Raw genomic sequence first — 15,710 nt, 5'->3', positions numbered from 1 at the left:
GCTCCGCCGCGTGTCATCGCGTGCGGAGGCGGCGCCGTTGCCCCGGGCCCGGCCGCGTCGTTACATGCTGCGCGCACAGCGGATCGAACCGAGAGGTCCGCGCAGACGGGGGAAGCCAGAGATGCCGCAGTATCGCGCACCGGTCGACGACACGCTGTTCCTGCTCTCCGACGTGTTGGGCTTCCATGCCCGGGACAACCTGGCGGGCTTCGCCGACGCGTCGCCCGACGTGGTCGAGGCGGTGCTGCGCGAGGGCGCGAAGCTCGCCGAGGCCGTGCTGGCGCCGCTCAACCGGACGGGGGACCTCGAGGGCTGCCGCCGGGAGGCGGACGGCACCGTGCGCACGCCCACCGGCTTCAAGGGCGCCTACGACACCTATGCCAGCGGCGGCTGGATGGGCCTCTCGGTCCCCGAGGCCTATGGCGGCCAGGGCCTGCCGCACACCCTCAACACCGCCATTCAGGAATTCGCCTCGGGGGCAAATCTCGCCTTCGGGATGTATCCGGGCCTGACCCAGGGCGCGATGGCGGCGCTGCTGGTCCACGGCACGGAGGCGCAGAAGGCGCTCTATCTGCCCAGGATGGTCGAGGGCGCCTGGACCGGCACCATGAACCTTACCGAGCCGCATTGCGGCACGGATCTCGGGCTCCTGAAGACCAAGGCCGTGCCCAACGGCGACGGCTCCTACAGCCTGACCGGCACCAAGATCTTCATCTCGGCCGGCGAGCACGACCTCGCCGAGAACATCGTCCACTTGGTCATCGCCCGGATCGAGGGCGCGCCCGCCGGCACAAAGGGCATCTCGCTGTTCGTGGTGCCGAAGTTCCTGGTGAATCCGGACGGCTCGCTCGGCAGCCGCAACGGCGTCTCCTGCGGTTCCCTGGAGCACAAGATGGGCATCCACGGGAACGCCACCTGCGTGATGAACTACGACGGCGCGACGGGCTGGCTGGTCGGCCAGGAGAATCGCGGCCTCAACGCCATGTTCGTGATGATGAACGAGGCGCGCCTCGCGGTGGGCGTCCAGGGGCTCGGCCAGTCCGAGGTCGCCTACCAGAACGCCGCCGCCTACGCGAAGGACCGCCTCCAGGGCCGGGCGCTCACCGGCGCGAAGGCGCCCGAGAAGGCCGCCGACCCGATCATCGTGCATCCGGACGTGCGGCGCACGCTGTTGCAGATCCGCGCCTTCAACGAGGCGGCCCGCGCCCTGATGCTGTGGACCGCGCTCCAGGCCGACATCCTGCACCGCTCCGAGGACGCCAAGGAGCGTCAGGCGGCCGACGATTACCTCGGGCTGATGACGCCGGTGGTGAAGGGGGTCTTCACCGACCGCGGCTTCGCCAACGCGGTCGAGGCGCAGCAGCTGCTGGGCGGCCACGGCTACATCGAGGAATGGGGCATGTCGCAGTTCGTGCGCGATGCCCGCATCGCCATGATCTACGAGGGCGCCAACGGCATCCAGGCCATGGACCTGATCGGCCGCAAGCTCCCGAAGGACGGCGGCCGGGCGATGATGACGTTCCTTAGCGAGGTCCAGACCTTCCTGAAGGACCACGGCGAGGATCCGGCGATGGCCGCCTTCGTCAAGCCGCTCCTCGCCGGGGTGAACGACCTCCAGGGCGCCGTCATGTGGCTGATGCAGAACGCCTTCTCGAAGCCCGACAATGCCGGCGCCGGCGCCACCGACTTCATGCATCTCTTCGGTCTGGTGGCGCTCGGCTACATGTGGGCGCGGATCGCCAAGGCCGCGCTGGCCCGGAACGCGGAGGCACCCGCCCCGCGCTGGGAGTCCAAGCTGACCGGCGGCCGGTTCTTCATGGAGCGGATGCTGCCGGAGACGGGCTTGCGGCTCGCGCGGATCAAGGCGGGGGCGGAGAGCACCATGGCGCTGGAGGCGGAGGCGTTCTGAGCGCTGGCCGGCTATCCCACCCGCGCCGTCATCCTGAGGGGGTGCGAAGCACCCTCGAAGGAGCCCCTGGGGTCGGCGCGATCCCCGGAGCCCTTTTTCGAAGCCTGCGCTGCGTTCTGGCGCCTCAGGATGAGGGGTATTGGTTGGGTCAGCCCTCAGCGCAGGGTCGAGAACTCTATCCCGTGCCGCGTGGGTACCGCACCGCGCTCAGGCTCGGAGCGCCGTATCCAGATCGTCGATCAGGTCGGCCGGATCCTCCAGGCCGATCGACAGCCGCACCACCTCCGGCCCGGCGCCGGCGGCGGTCTTCTGCGCGTCGGTGAGCTGGCGGTGCGTGGTCGAGGCCGGGTGGATGATCAGCGAGCGGGTATCGCCGATATTGGCGAGGTGCGAGAATAGCTGCAGGTTCGAGACCAGCTTGACCCCGGCCTCGTAGCCGCCCTTCAACCCGAAGGTGAAGACCGCGCCGGCCCCGTTCGGCGTGTAGCGCTGCGCGAGCGCATGGTACCGGTCGGTCTCCAGGCCCGGATAGCTCACCCAGGACACCGCAGGGTGCTGCGACAGGTGCAGGGCGACCACCAGGGCGTTGTCGGAATGGCGCTGCATCCGCAGCGGCAGGGTCTCGATGCCGGTGAGGATCAGGAAGGCGTTGAACGGCGACAGGGCCGGGCCCAGGTCGCGCAGGCCCAGCACCCGGCAGGCGATGGCGAAACCAAAATTGCCGAAGGTCTCGGCGAGCACCATGCCGGAATATTCCGGCCGCGGCTGGCTCATCATCGGGTAGCGCGCGTCCCCCGCCCATTGGAACGAGCCGCCGTCGACGATCAGGCCGCCGATCGAGTTACCGTGGCCGCCGAGGAATTTGGTGGCCGAGTGCACGACGATGTCGGCCCCGTGCTCGAACGGCCGGATCAGGTACGGCGTCGCCATGGTGTTGTCGACGATGAGCGGGATGTTGTGTTTTTTCGCCACCTGCGACAGCGCCGCGAGGTCGGTGATGACCCCGCCCGGATTGGCGATGGATTCGCAAAAAATCGCCTTGGTCCGCGGCGTGATCGCCGCCTCGAAGGAGGCGGGATCGTCGTTGTCGGCCCAGACCACCGTCCAGCCGAAGTTCTTGTAGGAATGGCTGAACTGGTTGATCGAGCCGCCATAGAGCTTGTTCGAGGCCACGAACTCGTCACCCGGCTGCATCAGCGCGTGCAGGGTCAGGAACTCGGCGGCATGGCCGGAGGCGACGGCCAGGGCCGCCGTACCGCCTTCGAGGGCGGCGATGCGCTCCTCCAAGACCGCGTTGGTCGGGTTCGTGATCCGCGTGTAGATGTTGCCGAAGGCCTGGAGCCCGAACAGCGAGGCGGCGTGGTCGACATCGTCGAACACGAAGCTCGTGGTCTGGTAGATCGGCGTGGCCCGCGCACCCGTGGCCGCGTCGGGGGCGGCGCCCGCGTGGATCGCCAGGGTGTTGAAGCCGGGCAGGCGGTCGGTCATCGTCGGGTCTCCTCCGAGCACGCGAGCCTGTACGCCCGCCCGTGAATCTGGCGCAAGCGATGGCGCCGCCGCGGTCCGGACGCGCCTACATGTCCGATGCCGAACCGATGTCGACATGCGGCTGGCCGGCCTCGACTAGGGCCCGGTCCACGGCCTCGATCGCCACGAGCGTCCGGGTCAAGTCCTCGGACATGGAGATCGGCGCCACTTCGAGGCCGCCGATCCGCCGGGCGATGGCGTTCCGCTGCCGCGCGAGCGCCGCGCGGGCGCGGTTCAGGTCCTGGATCTCGTCGGCGGTCATCCGCACTTCCTTTCCGGACCGGTGCCGGTCAATCCCCGGGCATCCAGTCGATGTTCGGCCGCTGCGCCAGAATGCGCTCGAAATAGTCGGCCACGGCCTGGGCCCCGTCCGTGTGCATCATCGCGACGGGATGCGCGAGATAGGCGCGGGCCAGATCCAAGGGGATTTTCCCGGATTGAAGGGCGTTCAGCACCTCGTCGATGAAGGCGTCGTTGGCTTCGTTGAAGTCGTTCGACAGCTTCTTCCGGTCGTTCAGGGCCTTGATCGCCATACTGCGTCCTTGCTCTCCATCTCGGCGCCGGCCGATAGTCCCACCGCCCGAACGGATTACGGCATCGCGCGTTCCGGCGACAGGGCGTTGGGCCGCGCACAGGCGGCGGGACGCGGGTCTCGGTAACCGTGCGCGCAGGGACGTTGAGGCGGAAGCGCTCGCCCGCGCGTTAACGGGCCATGTCGATGCCTTCCGTACGTACCCATCTGGTCGAGATCGTCCCCTGCGCGGACGAGTCCCGCTGCTACCGTTGGATCATCCGCGCCCGCGGCGGAGCCGTGCTGGAAGCCTCACCCTACGCCTTCGCGACGTCCAACGGCGCGCGCATCTCGGGCGAGTGCTGGAAACGCGAGCATTTCAGCGCCGCCGCGGGTGTTTAGGGCCACGCCTGTTCCCGCACGCTTGCGTGACCGTCCAAGGCGCCCTCCCCGCGACCCGGGACCAGGGCCTAGCCGGGGCCGTTCGGGCGATCGTATGGTCGCGGCACCACGCCAGGACGGCGTAGCCTCGAAGCTGCCCCCGGACCGACACCGGCGTCGTGCCCCGCGGGTTCCGGTTTTCACACCGATCCGCTAGCGAGGCCGGAAGCCAGCAGGAGCCTTCTGAAACAATGTCCGCCGCCCCGACGACCCGACCGCCCATCGCCGTGTTCGACCTCGACGGAACCCTCGCGGAGACCGCTGGAGACCTCATCGCCACGCTCAATGTGCTGATGGCGCGCGAGGGCCTGCCGGAACTGCCCCTGTCGCAGGCCCGCGGGTTGATCGGCGCCGGTGCCAAGGCGCTGATCCGGCGGGGCTTCGAGGCGGAGGGACGCGCGCTCGCGCCGGAGGACCACGACCGGCTGTTCGACGCCTTCATCGCCCATTACGGCGCGCATCTCGCCGACACGTCGCACCTGTTCCCGGGGGTGTCCGAAGCGCTCGACACGCTTGAGGCGGAAGGGTTCCGCCTCGCGGTCTGTACGAACAAGTACGAGGACCAGTCCGTCGAGTTGCTGCGGCTGCTCGGGATCGGCCACCGCTTCGCGGCGATCTGCGGCCGCGACACCTTCCCGCAATCCAAGCCGGATCCGCGCCACCTCACCGGTACGATCGAACGGGCCGGCGGCGATCCGGCGCGCGCGGTGATGGTCGGCGATTCCCGGACCGACATCGACACCGCCAAGGCCGCCGGCATCCCGGTGGTCGCCGTGACCTTCGGCTACACCGACCGGCCGGTGACCGAGCTGGGGCCCGACCGGGTGATCGGGCATTTCGCGGAGCTGCCCGCGGCCGTCCGCGCCCTGGTCCCGGCGGGCACCGCCTGAGCGCTCAGCCGAGCCAGCGGCGCAGCCGGGATACCGCCGCATGGCACTCCGCCTCGGCGCCCGCGAAGGAGAACCGGACGTGGTGGCCGCCCTGGTCGGGGTCGAAATCCAGGCCCGGGGTCGCCGCCACATGCGCCTCGTCGAGCATCCGCCGGCAGAAATCCGCGGCGTTGTCGGTGAGGTTGCCGACATCGGCGTAGAGGTAGAAGGCCCCGTCGGCCGGATGGATGTGCCCGAGGCCGAGGCCGGGGAACGCATCGAGCAGGATAGCGCGGTTGCGGGCGTAGCCGTCGCGCACGGCGTCGAGTTCTTCCGCCGCGTCGAGGGCGGCCAGCGCCCCGACCTGCGACAGGTACGGGGCCGAGATGTAGAGGTTCTGCGCCAGACGCTCGATCGGGCGGACCAGCGCCTCCGGCACCACCATCCAGCCCACGCGCCAGCCGGTCATGCAATGGTATTTGGAGAACGAGTTGATCACCACTGCGTCGGGGTCGAAGCGCAGGGCCGTGACGGTGGCCGGCCCGTAGCTGAGCCCGTGATAGATCTCGTCCGAGATCAGCGGCAGACCGAGGCTCCGCGCCGCGGCGCAGACATCCTGCAGGGCGGCCTCCGTGATCACGGTGCCCGAAGGGTTGGCCGGGCTCATCACCAGGGCGCCGGCCACGGGGTCCCGGGCGTGGGTCTCGCGCAAGAGCGCCGCGGTCGGAGCAAAGCGGTCCTCGGCGCGCAGGACCATCGGAGCGGGCACGAGGTCGAGGGCGGCGAGGATGCTGCGATAGGCCGGGTAGCCGGGCTGCGGCACCGCGACCCGGGCTCCGGCATCGAACAGGCTCATGAACGCCAGGACGAAGCCCGCCGAGGATCCGGTGGTGATCACCACCCGCTCCGGGCCGACCGGGACACCGTGTCGCTCCCGGTAGTCCCGGGCGATGCGCGCGCGCAGCGCGGGCAGGCCCAGGGCCTCCGTATAGGGCACGCGCCCGGTCGCGAGCGCCTCCTGCGCGGCCGCGATCGCCGCGCGGGGGGCCGGCGCCGAGGGCTGGCCGACCTCCATCCGGACCACGTCGGCGCCGTCGCGGGCCTTGGCGGCGGCGGCGGCCATCACATCCATGGCGAGGAACGGCCGCACGGCGGCGGCCCGTCGGGAGATCGGGGTCATGCGGTCCTTCTCGGAACCGGAAGCGGCCGGCCGGGACCGGCAGGGTAGAGCGCCGCCGCCACCGCCTCAACCGCCCGAGCCCGATCGCTTATCGGCCTGGGGCCGATTCGCCGGACGGCGGCGCGATTGACCCGGTGCCGCGAAAACGCCAAACCCGTCCCCTACCGCTCGCGCCCAGCGCGGGCCGGCTTGCCCCGCAAGCGAGGATCCATGCCGTTCATCCGCCCCCTGCCCGCGCTGATCCTGGCGCTTGGCCTCGTCGCCGCTCCGGCGCTCGCCCAGACACCCGCCGCGCCCTTCACGGATGCGCAGCGCGCCGGCATCGAGGTCATCGTCAAGGATTACCTGATCAAGCACCCCGAGGTGCTCCAGGAGGCCCTGGCGGAGGCCGAGAAGCAGCAGGCGGAGACGCAACGTCTCGCCCAGGCCTCCGCCCTGAAGGATGCCCGCGAAGCGCTGAACAACGGCCCGCACGACGTGGTCGCCGGCAACCCCTCGGGCGACGTCACGATGGTCGAGTTCTTCGATTACAATTGCGGCTACTGCCGCAAGGCGCTGGGCGACGTCCAGGCGCTGATCAAGTCCGATCCGAAGCTCCGGGTGGTGATCAAGGACTTCCCGGTCCTCGGCCCGGAATCCCTGGAGGCCAGCCAGGTCGCCATCGCGGTGCGCCAGCAGCTCAAGGGCGACAAGCTGTTCGAGTTCCACCAGAAGCTCTTGGAGACCAAGGGCCGGGTGAACGGCGCCCGGGCGATCCAGGTCGCCAAGGATCTCGGCGTTGATACGACCAAGCTTCAAAAGGACATGGCCTCCCCCGAGGTGAAGGCGGCGCTCAGCGAGAACCGCGGCCTCGGCGACCGGCTCGGCCTGTCGGGCACGCCGGCCTTCATCATCGGCGACGAGGTCATCCCCGGCGCGGTCGGCGTCGATCCGATGCGCAAGACCATTGCCGACGTGCGTCAATGCGGTCACGCCGCCTGCTGAGCCGCCGGGCGGAGGAGGCGTGACCCGCGCGGCCTTGTCGCGCCGGGGCGCCTTCGTCTAAGAGCCGCCAGCCGCAGGGCCGTGGTCCGGCGCCGACTCGCACGGCCGGACCGACGCGCCGCGATACGAAGTAGGCCGGATGTCAAAGAACGATGCCATCGATCCCGAGCTCGTCCGCGAGCTCGCCAACCTCGTAACCGAGACCGGCCTGTCCGAGATCGAGGTCGAGAAGGGCGACCTGCGCATCCGCGTGGTACGCCGGCTCGAACCCGCGAGCGTCCAGGTCGCGGCACCGGCGCCCGTGGCGGCCCTCGCGCCGCCGGCCGCGGCGGCTCCGGCCGCCGCCCCGGCCGAGCCGCCGCGGACGCAGCCGGGCACCGTCCCCTCCCCCATGGTCGGGACCGCGTATCTCCGGCCCTCGCCGGACGCCAAGTCCTTCGTGGATGTCGGCGCGCGGGTCGAGGTCGGCGACAAGCTGCTGCTCATCGAGGCGATGAAGACCTTCAACGAGATCGTGGCGCCCCGCGCCGGTACGGTGAGTGCCATATTCGTGGAGGACGGGCAGCCGGTGGAGTTCGGCGAGGCCCTGCTCGTCATCAGCTAGGATGTCCGCCCGGGCGGTCGCGCCGCGCCTGGACGCCGCCGCATAACAAGAGGATAGAGCCTCCTGCGCGCTCCTGACCGCGCGGACGCCCTAACGGATCCGATGTTCGACAAGATCCTGATCGCGAACCGCGGCGAGATCGCCCTGCGCATCCTGCGGGCGGCGAAGGAGCTCGGGATCGCCACCGTGGCGGTCCACTCCACCGCCGACGCCGATGCGATGCACGTGCGGCTCGCCGACGAGAGCGTCTGCATCGGACCGCCGGCGGCGCGCGACAGCTACCTGAACATCCCCTCCATCATCGCGGCCTGCGAGATCACCGGGGCGGATGCGGTCCATCCGGGCTACGGCTTCCTGTCGGAGAATGCCCGCTTCGCCGAGGTGCTGGCCCACCACCAGATCGGTTTCATCGGCCCCAAGGCGCAGCACATCCGCACCATGGGCGACAAGATCGAGGCGAAGCGCACGGCGCTCAAGCTCGGGATCCCCTGCGTGCCGGGCTCGGACGGCGGCGTCGACGACCCGACTGACGCCAAGCGCGTGGCCGCCGAGATCGGCTACCCGGTCCTGGTCAAGGCTGCGGCGGGCGGCGGCGGCCGCGGCATGAAGGTCGCGCGCACCGAGGCCGAGCTGGAGCAGGCAATCGGCATGGCCAAGTCCGAGGCCAAGGCCGCCTTCGGCGACGACGCGGTCTATCTCGAGAAGTATCTGGAGAAGCCCCGCCACATCGAGGTGCAGGTTCTGGGCGACGGGCGCGGCGGCGCGGTGCACCTGGCCGAGCGCGATTGCTCGCTCCAGCGCCGCCACCAGAAGGTCTGGGAGGAAGGCGGCTCGCCCGCGCTCAACGAATCGATGCGCGCCGAGATCGGCGGCATCTGCGCCAACGCCATGAAGGAACTCGGCTATCTCGGCGCCGGCACCGTCGAGTTCCTGTACGAGGACGGGCGGTTCTACTTCATCGAGATGAACACCCGGATCCAGGTCGAGCACCCGGTCACCGAGATGATCACCGGCATCGACCTCGTGATCGAGCAGATCCAGGTGGCCTCGGGCGGTGCCCTCTCGGTGTCGCAGTCGGACATCAAGGTCGAGGGCCATGCCATCGAGTGCCGGATCAACGCCGAGCACCCGGAGACCTTCCGCCCCTCCCCGGGCGAGATCACCCACTACCACACGCCCGGCGGCCTCGGTGTCCGCGTCGATTCGGCTGCCTTCCAGGGCTACCGGATCCCGCCGCACTACGATTCCCTGATCGGCAAGCTGATCGTCCACGGCCGCACCCGCAACGAGTGCTTGATGCGATTGCGCCGGGCACTGGACGAGTTCGTGATCGACGGCATCGACACGACGCTGCCGCTGTTCCGCACCCTCGTCCGCAATGCGGACGTGCAGAACGGCCTCTACGACATCCATTGGCTGGAGCATTTCCTCGCCGATGGCGGCATGAAGGCCTGACCCCGAGCGGCCTCCCCCGCGGCGTGAAGGCCGCGTGAGCCCTCTGGTCTTCGGGCCGGCTCCGCGCGACACTCACCCCATGCACGACCCCACCCGCGTGGACATCACCCCCGAGATCCTGCTGAAGGCCTACGCGGCGGGCATCTTCCCGATGGCCGAGGACGCGCAGGACCCGACCCTCTACTGGGTCGAGCCCAAGGCGCGCGGCGTCCTGCCCCTCGACGCGTTCCGCGTGCCCCGGCGCCTCGCCCGGACGGTGCGGTCCGACCAGTTCGAGGTCCGGTGCGATACGGATTTCGACGGCGTGATCGACGGCTGCGCCGCGCCCCGCCGGGACAGCGAGCGCACCTGGATCAACGGCCGCATCCGCGAACTCTACGGCGCGCTCTACGACCTCGGGCACGTCCACACGGTGGAGGTCTATGCGGGCGACGACCGGCGGCTCGTGGGCGGCCTCTACGGCGTCTCCCTCGGGGCGGCGTTCTTCGGCGAGAGCATGTTCCACGAGGTCCGCGACGCCTCGAAGGTCGCCCTGGTCCACCTGATGGGACGCCTGCGCGCCGGGCGGTACCGGTTGGCCGACACGCAGTTCGTGACGGAGCACCTCACGCAGTTCGGCGCGGAGGAACTGCCGCGCCACGTCTACAAGCGGCGCCTTGCCGATGCCCTCGACCACGTGGCCGACTGGCATGTCTGGCCCGGCGACGGCTCGGTGCCGGGCGCCCGGGTGCTGGAAGCCTTAGGCGCCGACGACGGGGCTTAGCGCCTCAGCGGAACAGCGCGTCGAACAGGTTCTGCGGCTGCGGCGGGGGCGCAGGGGCCGGTGCCGGGCCCTCGTTCGACGGGAAGAACTTGCGCGAGGGCTTCTGGCGCGGCTGGACCGGCACGCCGCGCGGCGCCTCGACATCCACCTGGCCGGCGGCGTTGATCTGCTGCGCGGTCTTGGTCGCGTCCTTGTTGGCACGCCTGGTCTTCTCGGGCTTGGCCGCGACGGCGGGGATGTCCTCCTGCTCCTTCGCTTCGGCGATCACGTCGCTGCCGCCTTTGCAGTCGACCAACCAGACGTCGTAGATCGGATGCTCGATCGCGTGCAGGCCGGGGCTCGACGCGAACATCCACCCGGTGAAGATCCGGCGATACTTGTTGTCGAGGGTGACTTCGTCGACTTCCAGGAAGGCCGTTGTCTTGGCGCTCTCGGTCGGGGGCCGCGTGTAGCAGACCCGCGGGGTGAGCTGCAGCGCGCCGAACTGGACGGTCTCATCCACCGCGACCTCGAAGGACACGATCCGGCCGGTAATCTTGTCGAGGCCGGAGAAGACGGCGGTCGGGTTCTTGATCTTGTCGGCTGCGGCCGGACCGGCCCAGAGGGCGAGCGCCAAGCTCGGGATGAGCGCGCGGCGTACGAGGGCTGTGATGCGGCTCAAGGCTCGAACCCCGGAACGAGGGTGGCCGTCCGCGCCGTCGGACTGCGCGGCGGGCGGTCGGGATGGGTTCGCCTTGAACACCGGAACGGTGGCGGCAAAAGGGCGCCCCGAAGCCGGGGTCGGCCGCGCTACTCGCCCGGCGTCCAGGACACGTAATCGCCGGTCGCGGCGGGCCGCTGCCCCCAGGACAGCTGCGAGCCCTGCGGCCGGTAGGCGTTCGGCGTCCCGGTCTGGTTCTCCAGATGCGGCTTCTGCCAGGCGTGGGGCGTGTAGTTTTCCTCGCTCGGCGCGAGGTCGACGTTGTGGCACAGCCAGCCGCGCCAGCCGGGCGGCACCTTCGAAGCGTCGGCGTAGCCGTTGTAGACCACCCAGCGCCGCTCGGAGCCGACCGATCGGTCGATCAGCGCCCCTTCCGCCTTGTAGTACTTGTTCCCGAAATCGTCCTCGCCGACGAAGATGCCGGTCCGTGCGGTCTGGAGCGCCAGGGAGACGGTCTGGCCGTTCCACCACGTGAAGACGCGCAGCAAAGTGTCCTTCAGCGCCATCGTCGGTCCCGGAATCGTGCCGCGCCGCCAGGACGCTTTCCGGGGTCGTTATGGTGGTCGTGCGCGCACGAGTCCAGCCACGTGGTCCAACTGTCGCCCCGCGGCCACGCCCGTCCCCGGCGATACCCGGGTGCTTCGCCAACTGCGATAAACTGTCTCCACTTCTGGGTGTGGAGCAAAAATTTTCCCGACCCGATTCTGGAATACCGGAAGGACACTTATCGAGTCCCGCCCGGATATCCACAGGTTTTTGGGAGCCGGCACAACATCTAGCGGGGAACCGAGGCCTCACACACCACTTGTTGACGTGAGAACGCGGACGGCGGTAAGGTTCCTCCATCGGTCGCGCCGCCCCTGTGGTGTTATTCGGCAGGTTCGACCAACCTTAATTCACGTTTGCGAATCCGACTGCCGCCCCTTCCAGGGATACGGCCGGATTCACCCCCATCATCGGGCCAACATCCCCGCCTCCAGCGGGGCCGGGACCGTCGTGTCCCGTCGGAGAGGTGTGTTTCATGCGGTTCGAGCGTCGCTACACCACGGCCGGGCAATCGCCCTATGCCGGTATCCCGTTCCGGAAGGCGCTGAGCGAGATCCGCAATCCGGATGGATCGGTGGTGTTCCGTCTGGACGGCATCGACGTGCCCGAGAGCTGGAGCCAGGTGGCGAGCGACGTGCTCGCGCAGAAATACTTCCGCAAGGCCGGTATCCCAGCCCGGCTCCGCCGCATCGAGGAGAACGCGGTCCCGTCCTTCCTCTGGCGGTCGGTGCCGGACGAGGCGGCGCTCGCCGCGCTCCCCGAGGAGGAGCGTTTCGTCTCCGAATCCTCCGCCACCCAGGTGTTCGACCGGCTCGCCGGCTGCTGGACCTACTGGGGCTGGAAGGGTGGCTACTTCTCGTCCGAACAGGACGCCTCGGCCTTCCTGGACGAGCTGCGCTTCATGCTCGCCCGGCAGATGGTAGCGCCGAACTCGCCGCAATGGTTCAACACCGGCCTGCACTGGGCCTACGGTATCGATGGCCCGAGCCAGGGTCACTATTACTGCGATCCGCACACGGGCGCGCTGACCAAGTCGGCCTCGGCCTACGAGCACCCGCAGCCGCACGCCTGTTTCATCCAGTCGGTCCAGGACGACCTCGTCAACGAGGGCGGCATCATGGACCTGTGGGTGCGGGAGGCGCGCCTGTTTAAGTACGGCTCCGGCACCGGCTCGAACTTCTCGCATCTCCGGGCCGAGAACGAGAAACTCGGCGGCGGCGGCAAGTCGTCGGGCCTGATGAGCTTCCTGAAGATTGGCGACCGGGCGGCCGGCGCGATCAAGTCCGGCGGCACCACCCGGCGCGCCGCCAAGATGGTGATCGTCGACATCGACCACCCGGACATCGAGGCCTTCATCGATTGGAAGGTCAAGGAAGAGCAGAAGGTCGCCGCCCTGGTGACCGGCTCGAAGGTCGTCTCCAAGCACTTGAGCTTGGTGATGAAGGCCTGCACCCAGTGCGAAGCCGAGGGCGATGCCTGTTTCGACGCGGAGCGTAACCCGGCCCTCAAGCGCGAGATCAAGGCTGCGCGCCGCGCCTCCGTTCCGGACGCCTACATCAAGCGCGTGGTGCAGTTCGCCCGGCAGGGCTTCACCAAGATCGACTTCCCCGTCTACGACACCGACTGGGATTCAGAGGCCTATCTCACCGTCGCCGGCCAGAACTCCAACAACTCGGTCTCGCTGACCGACGACTTCCTGCGCGCGGTCGAGGCGGATGCGGACTGGCGGCTGACGGCGCGCACCACCGGCAAGGTCACCAAGACCCTGAAGGCCAGGGAGCTGTGGGAGCGGATCAGCGAGGCCGCCTGGGCCTCGGCGGATCCGGGCCTGCACTTCAACACCACGATGAACGACTGGCACACCTGCCCGGCGGGCGGGCGGATCCGGGCCTCGAACCCGTGCTCCGAGTACATGTTCCTCGACGACACCGCCTGCAATCTCGCCTCGGCGAACCTTCTGACGATGTACGATCGGGAGACCAAGCGCTTCGACGTGGACGCCTTCGAGCACTTGAACCGCCTCTGGACGGTGGTGCTTGAGATCTCCGTGATGATGGCGCAGTTCCCCTCGAAGGAGATCGCGGAGCTGTCCTACCGCTACCGGACCCTCGGCCTCGGCTACGCCAATATCGGCGGCCTGCTGATGACCATGGGCCTGCCCTACGATTCCGACGCGGGCCGGGCGCTGGCCGGCGCGCTCACCGCGATCATGACCGGAATCGCCTATGCCACCTCGGCCGAGATGGCCGCGGAACTCGGCACCTTCCCGGGCTATGACGAGAACGCCGATGCGATGCTGCGGGTCATCCGCAACCACCGCCGGGCCGCCCACGGCGAGACCGCGGGCTACGAGTTCCTCAACGTCGCCCCGGTCGCCCTCGACCATGCCAACATCCCGCAGGCGGATCTCGGCGACCATGCCCGGGCGGCCTGGGACAAGGCGCTGAGGCTCGGCGAGGCGCACGGTTACCGCAACGCCCAAGCCACCGTGATCGCGCCGACCGGCACGATCGGGCTGGTGATGGATTGCGACACGACCGGAATCGAGCCAGACTTCGCCCTGGTGAAGTTCAAGAAGCTCGCCGGCGGCGGCTACTTCAAGATCATCAACCAGGCGGCGCCCGACGCCCTGCGGGCACTCGGCTACCGGGAATCCGAGATCGCGGAGATCGAAGCCTACGCGGTCGGCCACGGCTCGATGGGCCAGGCACCGGCGATCAACCCGACGACCCTGCGCGCCAAAGGGTTCCCCGACGACAAGATCGCCGCGGTGGAGAAGGGGCTGAAGTCGGCTTTCGACATCAAGTTCGTGTTCAACCGCTGGACGCTCGGCGACGACTTCCTCACCCAGACCCTCAACGTGCCGGCGGAGAAGCTCGCGGACCCGACCTTCGAGCTGCTGCCGTTTCTCGGCTTCACGAAAAAGGACATCGAAGTCGCCAACACCCATATCTGCGGGGCGATGACGCTGGAGGGCGCGCCCTTCCTCAAGCTCGAGCATTACGCGGTGTTCGACTGCGCCAACCCGTGCGGCCGGATCGGCAAGCGCTACCTCTCGGTGGAGAGCCACATCCACATGATGGCGGCGGCGCAGCCCTTCATCTCGGGGGCGATCTCCAAGACCATCAACATGCCCAACGACGCCACGGTGGAGGATTGCAAGGCGGCCTACCTGCTGTCCTGGCGCCTCGCCCTCAAGGCGAACGCCCTCTACCGCGACGGCTCGAAGCTGTCGCAGCCGCTGAACTCGGCCCTGATCGTCGACGAGGATGACGAGGCCGACGACGCCCTGGAGGCCGTGCTGCAGGCGCCGGCCGCGGCCCGGGCCGCCCAGGTCGCGGAGAAGATCGTCGAGCGGGTGATCGAGCGGGTGGAACGGATCCGTTCCCGTGAGAAGCTCCCGACCCGGCGCAAGGGCTACACCCAGAAGGCGGTGGTCGGCGGGCACAAGGTCTACCTGCGGACCGGCGAGTACGACGACGGACGCCTCGGCGAGATCTTCATCGACATGCACAAGGAGGGCGCGACCTTCCGGAGCCTGATGAACAACTTCGCCATCGCGATCTCGCTCGGGCTCCAGTACGGCGTGCCGCTGGAGGAGTACGTGGAGGCCTTCACCTTCACGCGGTTCGAGCCGGCGGGCTTCGTGCAGGGCAACGACGCGATCAAGAACGCCACCTCGCTCCTCGACTACGTGTTCCGGGAGCTGGCGGTGTCGTATCTCGGCCGCGCCGATCTCGCCCATGTCAGCCCCTCCGAGATCGGCGGGACGGTGATCGGCGGCGGCGAGAGCGGCGACACGACCCGCGAGGGTCCCAAGCCCGCCCCGGCGTCCTCGGTCGTCTCCCGGGGCCTGCTCCGGGGCTCCGCCGACCGGCTCACCCTGATCCAGGGCGGCCCGGCCGGGGCGAGCCTCGGCATCGGGGCGGCGAGCGCCGGTCAGACGACGCCGGCCGGCGGCACGGTCCACGCGATCCGCGGCAGCACGGCGCTGAAGGCGGAGCCCGTTACCGCGGGCCTGGCCGAGACGATCGCCGACAGCCTGCCCTTCGCCAAGGGGGAACGGAGCGTCGCCGACCGCCGTGCCGAGGCGAAGATGAAAGGCTATGTCGGCGAGGCCTGTCCGGAATGCGCGAACTTCACACTGGTCCGGAACGGCACCTGCCTGAAATGCGACACCTGCGGGTCCACGACCGGTTGCTCGTAGCCCCTTTGGAGGGA

General features: G+C 69.2%; 14 protein-coding genes. 8 read left to right on the top strand and 6 right to left on the bottom strand.

What is annotated here, in order from left to right; translation table 11 throughout:
• Positions 1-121 precede the first annotated feature (121 nt).
• Positions 122-1,909, top strand: coding sequence for an acyl-CoA dehydrogenase C-terminal domain-containing protein (locus MKK69_RS05585; protein WP_243966720.1), 1,788 nt, complete (start codon positions 122-124; stop codon positions 1,907-1,909).
• A gap of 207 nt (positions 1,910-2,116) precedes the next feature.
• On the opposite strand, the gene MKK69_RS05580 is transcribed toward MKK69_RS05585, so the two are convergent.
• From MKK69_RS05580 to MKK69_RS05570, 3 genes are all read right to left on the bottom strand, one after another.
• Positions 2,117-3,397, bottom strand: coding sequence for an O-acetylhomoserine aminocarboxypropyltransferase (locus MKK69_RS05580; RefSeq protein ID WP_243966719.1), 1,281 nt, complete (start codon positions 3,395-3,397; stop codon positions 2,117-2,119).
• 85 nt (positions 3,398-3,482) lie between these two features.
• On the bottom strand, positions 3,483-3,698 hold the full coding sequence (locus tag MKK69_RS05575) for a hypothetical protein (RefSeq protein ID WP_243966718.1): 216 nt from the start codon (positions 3,696-3,698) through the stop codon (positions 3,483-3,485).
• 28 nt (positions 3,699-3,726) lie between these two features.
• Positions 3,727-3,969: a hypothetical protein gene (locus tag MKK69_RS05570; protein ID WP_243966716.1), complete on the bottom strand. Its 243-nt coding sequence runs from the start codon at positions 3,967-3,969 to the stop codon at positions 3,727-3,729.
• Between the two features lie 185 nt (positions 3,970-4,154).
• On the opposite strand from MKK69_RS05570, the gene MKK69_RS05565 reads away from it, so the two are divergent.
• Positions 4,155-4,349: a hypothetical protein gene (locus MKK69_RS05565; RefSeq protein WP_243966715.1), complete on the top strand. Its 195-nt coding sequence runs from the start codon at positions 4,155-4,157 to the stop codon at positions 4,347-4,349.
• Positions 4,350-4,579: 230 nt separating this feature from the next.
• Positions 4,580-5,278: a phosphoglycolate phosphatase gene (gene gph / locus MKK69_RS05560; protein ID WP_243966714.1), complete on the top strand. Its 699-nt coding sequence runs from the start codon at positions 4,580-4,582 to the stop codon at positions 5,276-5,278.
• A gap of 4 nt (positions 5,279-5,282) precedes the next feature.
• On the opposite strand, the gene MKK69_RS05555 is transcribed toward gph, so the two are convergent.
• Entirely contained in the window at positions 5,283-6,437 is a 1,155-nt protein-coding gene (locus MKK69_RS05555) for a pyridoxal phosphate-dependent aminotransferase (RefSeq protein ID WP_243966713.1), read from the bottom strand.
• 210 nt (positions 6,438-6,647) lie between these two features.
• On the opposite strand from MKK69_RS05555, the gene MKK69_RS05550 reads away from it, so the two are divergent.
• From MKK69_RS05550 to aat, 4 genes are all read left to right on the top strand, one after another.
• A complete protein-coding gene (locus MKK69_RS05550; RefSeq protein WP_243966712.1) occupies positions 6,648-7,421 on the top strand; it encodes a DsbA family protein in 774 nt (257 codons plus the stop codon).
• 139 nt (positions 7,422-7,560) lie between these two features.
• Entirely contained in the window at positions 7,561-8,025 is a 465-nt protein-coding gene (accB, locus tag MKK69_RS05545; protein WP_243966711.1) for an acetyl-CoA carboxylase biotin carboxyl carrier protein, read from the top strand.
• Between the two features lie 102 nt (positions 8,026-8,127).
• A complete protein-coding gene (gene accC / locus MKK69_RS05540) occupies positions 8,128-9,480 on the top strand; it encodes an acetyl-CoA carboxylase biotin carboxylase subunit (RefSeq protein ID WP_243966710.1) in 1,353 nt (450 codons plus the stop codon).
• A gap of 79 nt (positions 9,481-9,559) precedes the next feature.
• Complete coding sequence (gene aat, locus MKK69_RS05535) at positions 9,560-10,243, top strand: leucyl/phenylalanyl-tRNA--protein transferase (RefSeq protein ID WP_243966708.1); 684 nt, start codon at positions 9,560-9,562, stop codon at positions 10,241-10,243.
• A 4-nt stretch (positions 10,244-10,247) separates the two neighbouring features.
• Here aat and MKK69_RS05530 read toward each other — a convergent pair whose 3' ends face one another.
• Positions 10,248-10,904 carry a DUF2155 domain-containing protein gene (locus tag MKK69_RS05530; protein ID WP_243966707.1) on the bottom strand — a complete coding sequence of 219 codons (657 nt, stop codon included), beginning with the start codon at positions 10,902-10,904 and terminating at the stop codon, positions 10,248-10,250.
• A 128-nt stretch (positions 10,905-11,032) separates the two neighbouring features.
• Positions 11,033-11,449: an NADH:ubiquinone oxidoreductase subunit NDUFA12 gene (locus MKK69_RS05525; protein WP_243966706.1), complete on the bottom strand. Its 417-nt coding sequence runs from the start codon at positions 11,447-11,449 to the stop codon at positions 11,033-11,035.
• Between the two features lie 515 nt (positions 11,450-11,964).
• On the opposite strand from MKK69_RS05525, the gene MKK69_RS05520 reads away from it, so the two are divergent.
• On the top strand, positions 11,965-15,696 hold the full coding sequence (locus tag MKK69_RS05520; RefSeq protein ID WP_243966705.1) for a vitamin B12-dependent ribonucleotide reductase: 3,732 nt from the start codon (positions 11,965-11,967) through the stop codon (positions 15,694-15,696).
• Positions 15,697-15,710 lie beyond the last annotated feature (14 nt).

Origin of the sequence: Methylobacterium sp. J-026, assembly GCF_022829585.1 — a bacterium.
Taxonomy (GTDB): Bacteria; Pseudomonadota; Alphaproteobacteria; order Rhizobiales; family Beijerinckiaceae; genus Methylobacterium.
The sequence above is the reverse complement of the archived record's forward strand: the minus strand, read 5'-3'. Positions and strand labels throughout refer to the sequence as shown.

Bases quoted from the DNA above. Each gene is read 5' to 3' on its own strand.
- MKK69_RS05550 (WP_243966712.1), top strand. From the start codon at position 6,648: ATGCCGTTCATCCGCCCCCTGCCCGCGCTGATCCTGGCGCTTGGCCTC.
- MKK69_RS05565 (WP_243966715.1), top strand. From the start codon at position 4,155: ATGCCTTCCGTACGTACCCATCTGGTCGAGATCGTCCCCTGCGCGGAC.
- MKK69_RS05570 (WP_243966716.1), bottom strand. From the start codon at position 3,969: ATGGCGATCAAGGCCCTGAACGACCGGAAGAAGCTGTCGAACGACTTC.
- MKK69_RS05580 (WP_243966719.1), bottom strand. From the start codon at position 3,397: ATGACCGACCGCCTGCCCGGCTTCAACACCCTGGCGATCCACGCGGGC.
- accC (WP_243966710.1), top strand. From the start codon at position 8,128: ATGTTCGACAAGATCCTGATCGCGAACCGCGGCGAGATCGCCCTGCGC.
- aat (WP_243966708.1), top strand. From the start codon at position 9,560: ATGCACGACCCCACCCGCGTGGACATCACCCCCGAGATCCTGCTGAAG.
- accB (WP_243966711.1), top strand. From the start codon at position 7,561: ATGTCAAAGAACGATGCCATCGATCCCGAGCTCGTCCGCGAGCTCGCC.
- MKK69_RS05585 (WP_243966720.1), top strand. From the start codon at position 122: ATGCCGCAGTATCGCGCACCGGTCGACGACACGCTGTTCCTGCTCTCC.
- MKK69_RS05520 (WP_243966705.1), top strand. From the start codon at position 11,965: ATGCGGTTCGAGCGTCGCTACACCACGGCCGGGCAATCGCCCTATGCC.
- MKK69_RS05555 (WP_243966713.1), bottom strand. From the start codon at position 6,437: ATGACCCCGATCTCCCGACGGGCCGCCGCCGTGCGGCCGTTCCTCGCC.
- MKK69_RS05525 (WP_243966706.1), bottom strand. From the start codon at position 11,449: ATGGCGCTGAAGGACACTTTGCTGCGCGTCTTCACGTGGTGGAACGGC.
- gph (WP_243966714.1), top strand. From the start codon at position 4,580: ATGTCCGCCGCCCCGACGACCCGACCGCCCATCGCCGTGTTCGACCTC.
- MKK69_RS05575 (WP_243966718.1), bottom strand. From the start codon at position 3,698: ATGACCGCCGACGAGATCCAGGACCTGAACCGCGCCCGCGCGGCGCTC.